Origin of the sequence: Oscillibacter sp. UBA6647, from assembly GCA_002455655.1 — a bacterium.
Taxonomy (GTDB): Bacteria; Bacillota; Clostridia; order Oscillospirales; family Oscillospiraceae; genus Oscillibacter.
In genome coordinates this window covers 1-5,512 of sequence record DKLF01000089.1, presented here as the reverse complement: position 1 = coordinate 5,512, position 5,512 = coordinate 1, and the positions used below count along the sequence as shown (strand labels likewise).

The following is a 5,512-nucleotide window of genomic DNA, read 5'->3' as shown; positions in this document are numbered from 1 at the left end:
AAACAGTTTTATCCATTGTATTACCTCCTCGTATAAAGCGGAAAAAATTGACTGTTGGTTATTATTTAGTATAGCATTGCCGCCCCGAAAGTCAAGGCGTTGAAAGAAATTTACGCGCCATCTCTTGACAAACGGGCGGGGCCGTGGTATTCTCTCAGCATCGGTTAGGTTAAGCTAACCGATGCGTGGAGGCTGCCTGAGGGCGGCATTTCAAAACGCATAAGATTAGTCTAGCCTAACTTAACCTGCGCTTGCAAACCTACGTCCTGTGGGAGGGTTTTTAGTACCCTTGAAGCCGTTTTTGCGGATGCCCGGCAGAAAAAAGGGAAGGCTATACACGTCATGAGATTTGTTCCATTGACGCGGGAGCCGCCCGCTGGCGGCCCGCATTGACACGGAGCGAACTGCTCCGCAGGACACGGGAGGCAGTTTATGGAGCCACGGTTTGAAACGGCGCTGATTACCCACTGCGCGCCCACTCTGGCGGGGGTGAAGCCCGCCAATCTGTTTCGTTTTCGGAGCGAAAGTCTGGAGCAGCTTCGGTGCGACGCGGCCCGCTGGGACGAGACGCTGAAGCTCTATGGCATTCGCGTTCGGGTTTTAAAGGAATGTCCCTCGCTGGACGCAGGGATGCTTTATGTCTATCGGGAGTCCTGGGTGGCCCGGCTGCTGGAAGAAGATGGAAGCCGCGCGTTTCTGGAGGGCGAGGGCTACGTCACCTCCGGTGTGCCCGCCATGCTGGACCAGCTTTCCGAGCGTATGTGCATAAATGCGGAGTATCCCCACGAAATCGGAATCTTTCTGGGCTATCCGCTGGAGGATGTGGTGGGCTTCATTGAGAACCGGGGCTGGAACTATACCTGCTGCGGCTATTGGAAAGCCTACGGTGATCCGGCGGCGGCGCAGAAATGCTTTGACCGGTACCGCAAATGCACGGCAGTGTATAAGGATCGGTATGCCCAGGGAGTCCCCCTTATTGAGCTTGTGGTGGCTGCATAGCCGCCGCTGGTCATATATTTAATCTATCTGCTGAGAAAGGAAACTGCATCATGAACAAAGTTGCAATCGTTTATTGGAGCGGCACCGGCAATACGGAAAAAATGGCCCAGTGCATTGCGGAGGGCGTCAAGGAAGCGGGCGGCGAGGCCGAGCTGCTTGGTCCCGGCGATTTTTCCACCGCCCGGTTTAAGGAATACGGAGCCGTGGCCTTCGGCTGCCCCGCCATGGGGTCCGAGGTTTTGGAGGAGAGCGAGTTCGACCCCATGTTCACCAATCTGGAGGGCGATCTCACCGGCAAGCGCATCGCGCTGTTCGGCTCCTACGGCTGGGGCGACGGCCAGTGGATGCGTGACTGGTGCAAGCGCTGCGACAGCGCCAACCTCTACGAGGAGGAGGGTCTGGTCGCCAACGAAATGCCGGATGAAGCGGGGCAGGAGGCCTGCCGCGAGCTGGGCCGGGGGCTTGCCAAGTGGTAATGCGCCGTATTCGCTAAAAAGCATACATAGCTTCTGGTTACCTTCTATTTTCCCCGGATGCTTCCCCCGTGCGGTTCAGGAGGACCACGCGGGGGCGGCTCCGTTTTCGGACGTCCTGGGCTTCCATCCGCACTGCATAGGCGGACCTGAAAGGACGGAACCGCGGATTGAGAAAACAGACTTGTAAATTTTCACAAAGGAAGAGGGACAGACCTTCTTCAATCCGTGTAAGTTAGCGAAACTAACTTAAGGCCGCCGGATGCATAAAAAAGGGGTTGACAAGGATGGTTAGTGGTAGTAAACTCTAGCTGTAAGAGAGGTAAGTTGTGACTTACCTTTGTATTCGGAGTTGTGGTTAGCAATCGCTAATCCTTGAGAGGGGGGAGAGCCTATGATGCCGCTGACGATGGCGAGAACAGGGGAGACTGTGACGATCCGTAAGATTTCCGGCAAAGACGAGGTACGCCAGCACTTGGCGGAGCTGGGCTTTGTGGTGGATGAGGATATCACGGTGGTCAGCGAAATTGCCGGGAATCTGATTCTTCAGGTGAAGGACAGCCGCATTGCTCTGGACAAGACAATGGCCAATCGCATTATGATTTGAGGAGGAGAGACATGAGGACACTGAGAGACGTGAAGGTGGGCGAAAACGCCACCGTGGTAAAGCTGCACGGCGAGGGCGCCATCAAGCGGCGGATCATGGACATGGGCATTACCAAGGGCGTGGAGGTCCACGTGCGGAAGGTGGCCCCCTTGGGCGACCCCATGGAGCTGAATGTGCGGGGCTATGAGCTCAGCCTGCGCAAGGTCGACGCGGAAATGATCGAGGTTCAGTAAGCAGTACATTTTTTCGCGGACGAATTCAGAAAGCCGGATTTTCCGCGAGAGCGAACCGGGCGCGCAGTGCGCGTTTGCTCATTGAAGAAGACTGGGTGCGGAGAGATCCGCTCCCGCAAGGCGGCGGCGGGCCGCCGTTTTCAAGGGCTAAAGGTTAGCTTTTACTAACATTTTTGGAAGGAGAAAACGATGAATATTAAGATTGCACTGGCCGGTAACCCAAACTGCGGTAAAACCACGCTGTTCAACGACTTGACTGGCTCCAACCAGTACGTGGGCAACTGGCCCGGCGTGACCGTGGAGAAGAAGGAGGGCAAGCTGAAAGGTCACAAGGACGTGGTGATTCAGGATTTGCCCGGTATCTATTCCCTGTCCCCCTATACGCTGGAGGAGATGGTGGCCCGGGGCTATCTGGTGAATGAGAAGCCGGATGCCATTTTGAACATTGTGGACGGCACCAATATCGAGCGGAACCTCTATCTCACCACCCAACTGGTGGAGCTGGGCCTGCCGGTGCTGGTAGCGGTGAATATGATCGATCTGGTGCGGAAAAACGGAGATCAGATTGATTTGCAGAAGCTTGCGGAGGCGCTGCACTGCGAGGTTGTGGAAATGAGCGCGCTGAAGAGCGAGGGCAGCATTTCCGCCGCCGAGAAGGCGATGGCACTGGGCCAGTCCCGCAAGGCAGGGGAGCTTCCCCATGTGTTCACCGGCAGTGTGGAGCACGCCATTGCCCACATCGAGGAGTCCATTCAGGGAAAAGTGGACGACCGTTTCCTCCGCTGGTATGCCATCAAGATCTTCGAGCGGGACAGCAAGGTCCTCTCCGAGTTGAACATCGATGCCGGCTTGAAGGCCCATCTGGAAGAGCACATCACCGACTGTGAAAAAGAGCTGGACGACGATGCGGAGAGCATCATCACCAACCAGCGGTATGCTTACATAAACGGCGTGGTGAATAAGGCTGTGAAGAGACAGCGGGCCAAGCACGATCTTACCTCCTCCGATAAAATCGACCGTGTTGTCACCAACCGGATTCTGGCCCTGCCCATTTTTGCGGTCATCATGTTCGCGGTGTATTGGGTTGCCATGGGACCCTTCGGCAGCTTCCTGACGGACTGGACCAACGACGTGCTGGGTGCGGCCTGGCTTCAGGAGGGCTCCCGCGTTCTGCTGGAGGGCTGGGGTGTTGCCGAGTGGCTGATCGGCCTGATCTCCGACGGTATCATCGCAGGTGTTGGCGCGGTGCTGGGCTTTGTGCCCCAGATGCTGGTGCTGTTCTTCATGCTGGCCATTTTGGAGGACGTGGGCTATATGGCCCGTATTGCCTTCATCATGGACCGGATTTTCAGGAAGTTTGGCCTGTCCGGCAAGAGCTTTATCCCCATGCTTATCGGCACCGGCTGCGGCGTGCCCGGCGTGATGGCCTCCCGCACCATTGAAAATGAGCGGGACCGGCGCATGACCGTCATGACCACCTGCTTCATCCCCTGCGGAGCAAAAATGCCTATCATCGGCCTGTTCGCCGGCGCGCTGTTTGACAACAGCGGCCTTGTGGCTGTGTCCGCCTATTTTATCGGCGTGGCCGCTATCATTATCTCCGGCATCATCCTGAAGAAGACAAAGGGCTTCGCCGGGGACCCGGCGCCCTTCGTTATGGAGCTGCCCGCCTATCACGTGCCCGCCATGAACAACGTTTTGCGGGCCACATGGGAGCGGGGCTGGTCCTTTATCAAGCGGGCGGGTACCATTATCGTTGCCTCTTCCATTGTGCTGTGGTTCCTTCAGGGCTTTGGCTTTGTGGACGGTGGGTTCGGCATGGTGGAGGACAATAACTCCTCTCTGCTTGCTGCCATCGGCGGTGCGGTGTGCATCATCTTTGCGCCGTTGGGCTTTGGCGACTGGCAGTCCACCGTGGCCACCGTCACCGGCCTGATAGCCAAGGAGAACGTGGTTTCCACCTTCGGCGTTTTGTTCCACATCGGCGAAGAGGTTGCCGAGGACGACGCGGGTCTCTGGGCCGCCATCGCGGCACACTACACGGTCCTCTCCGCATACAGCTTCATGGTTTTCAACCTGCTGTGCGCCCCCTGCTTTGCCGCTATGGGTGCCATCCGGCGGGAGATGAACAACGCCAAATGGACTGCTGCCGCCATCGGCTATATGTGCGGTTTCGCCTATGTGATGGCCCTGATTATCTATCAGTTGGGCGGATTGCTGTTGGGCGAGGTATCCTTTGGCGCGGGCACCGTGGCGGCGCTTGTGGTGCTGGCGGGTCTGGTGTATCTCCTGTTCCGCAAGAATAAGTACGACGGCAATGTCCTCTCTGTCAGTTCTGTGGACGCGGCTGCCAAAGCCGGCGTCCGGTAATATACACATCTACATTTGACACTTTGAAAGGAGTGGTCTGCACATGAATGCACCGACAATTATCATAGGACTGATCGTTCTGGGTATCTTCGTGGCCATCGTGGCCCGCGGCGTCCACAACAGGAAAAACGGGAAAGGCGGCTGCTCCTGCGGCAGCGACTGCGGCTCCTGCGGCGGAAGCTGCCACGGGAAATAAAAATTCACTTGACAGTTGGGGCGCGGGCAGAGCAAACTCCGCCCGCGCCTCCCTGTGCCCATTTTGAAACAGGAGGTTTGTAATGGAACGACTGACCCCGGCGCATCGGCGCTATCTTGCGGCAATTTACGATCTGGCTCACGCCATGCCGGATGTCAGCACCGTGGAGCTGGCCAAAGCGCTGCATGTGACCAAGCCCTCTGTCACCCGGATGTCCGCCGTCCTGATGGAAAAGGGATTTCTGGTGCGGAAGCGGTACGGAAAAATCTATCTCACAGACACGGGCTTTCTGGCGGCAAGAGATTTCAAAAGAAAAGCCCTTCAATTGCAGTTCCTGCTGCCAAGGCTGGGTCTTGACCTGACGGAAGGCGAGAGCTTTGAGCTTTCCTGTCTGCTGGCAGCCTCGTTGCCCGAGCGGGCGCTGGAGGGGCTTGGGGCCTGATATAAAGGCTTTGCCGATTGTTTGCCCCAAAGCGCGGCAGCGGCGGGGTTCCGCGTGCCATTCCCGCAAAGGAACGCGTCCGGCGCTCCGCCTGAAAGGCAACGGCAAAAAGCGCCGCCCCGAATGTTCGGGGCGGCGCTTTGTTTATTTTTAGTTACAGCTTGGTGACCACAGGAATGATCATGGGGCTGC

7 protein-coding genes are annotated in these 5,512 nt (G+C 57.2%); all 7 read left to right on the top strand.

The features are described from left to right. The first annotated feature begins 432 nt into the window (after window positions 1-432). The 7 genes from B2W96_RS06400 to B2W96_RS06370 all read left to right on the top strand — a co-directional run bounded on the left by B2W96_RS06400 (window position 433) and on the right by B2W96_RS06370 (window position 5,320). Window positions 433-999: a DUF3793 family protein gene (locus B2W96_RS06400; protein ID WP_293009455.1), complete on the top strand. Its 567-nt coding sequence runs from the start codon at window positions 433-435 to the stop codon at window positions 997-999. 50 nt (window positions 1,000-1,049) lie between these two features. Next, window positions 1,050-1,475 (top strand): flavodoxin, encoded by a 426-nt coding sequence (locus B2W96_RS06395; protein WP_293009454.1) that lies wholly within the window; start codon window positions 1,050-1,052, stop codon window positions 1,473-1,475. A gap of 391 nt (window positions 1,476-1,866) precedes the next feature. Beyond that, window positions 1,867-2,079: a FeoA family protein gene (locus B2W96_RS06390; protein WP_293009453.1), complete on the top strand. Its 213-nt coding sequence runs from the start codon at window positions 1,867-1,869 to the stop codon at window positions 2,077-2,079. 11 nt (window positions 2,080-2,090) lie between these two features. Next, window positions 2,091-2,312, top strand: a complete 222-nt coding sequence (locus tag B2W96_RS06385; RefSeq protein WP_293009452.1) for a FeoA family protein — start codon at window positions 2,091-2,093, stop codon at window positions 2,310-2,312. A gap of 189 nt (window positions 2,313-2,501) precedes the next feature. Further along, window positions 2,502-4,682, top strand: coding sequence for a ferrous iron transport protein B (gene feoB / locus B2W96_RS06380; protein WP_293009451.1), 2,181 nt, complete (start codon window positions 2,502-2,504; stop codon window positions 4,680-4,682). A gap of 43 nt (window positions 4,683-4,725) precedes the next feature. Beyond that, window positions 4,726-4,878: a FeoB-associated Cys-rich membrane protein gene (locus B2W96_RS06375; protein ID WP_293009450.1), complete on the top strand. Its 153-nt coding sequence runs from the start codon at window positions 4,726-4,728 to the stop codon at window positions 4,876-4,878. A gap of 82 nt (window positions 4,879-4,960) precedes the next feature. After that, window positions 4,961-5,320, top strand: a complete 360-nt coding sequence (locus tag B2W96_RS06370; protein WP_293009449.1) for a metal-dependent transcriptional regulator — start codon at window positions 4,961-4,963, stop codon at window positions 5,318-5,320. Window positions 5,321-5,512 lie beyond the last annotated feature (192 nt).

Bases quoted from the DNA above. Each gene is read 5' to 3' on its own strand.
- B2W96_RS06385 (WP_293009452.1), top strand. From the start codon at position 2,091: ATGAGGACACTGAGAGACGTGAAGGTGGGCGAAAACGCCACCGTGGTA.
- B2W96_RS06400 (WP_293009455.1), top strand. From the start codon at position 433: ATGGAGCCACGGTTTGAAACGGCGCTGATTACCCACTGCGCGCCCACT.
- B2W96_RS06370 (WP_293009449.1), top strand. From the start codon at position 4,961: ATGGAACGACTGACCCCGGCGCATCGGCGCTATCTTGCGGCAATTTAC.
- feoB (WP_293009451.1), top strand. From the start codon at position 2,502: ATGAATATTAAGATTGCACTGGCCGGTAACCCAAACTGCGGTAAAACC.
- B2W96_RS06395 (WP_293009454.1), top strand. From the start codon at position 1,050: ATGAACAAAGTTGCAATCGTTTATTGGAGCGGCACCGGCAATACGGAA.
- B2W96_RS06390 (WP_293009453.1), top strand. From the start codon at position 1,867: ATGATGCCGCTGACGATGGCGAGAACAGGGGAGACTGTGACGATCCGT.
- B2W96_RS06375 (WP_293009450.1), top strand. From the start codon at position 4,726: ATGAATGCACCGACAATTATCATAGGACTGATCGTTCTGGGTATCTTC.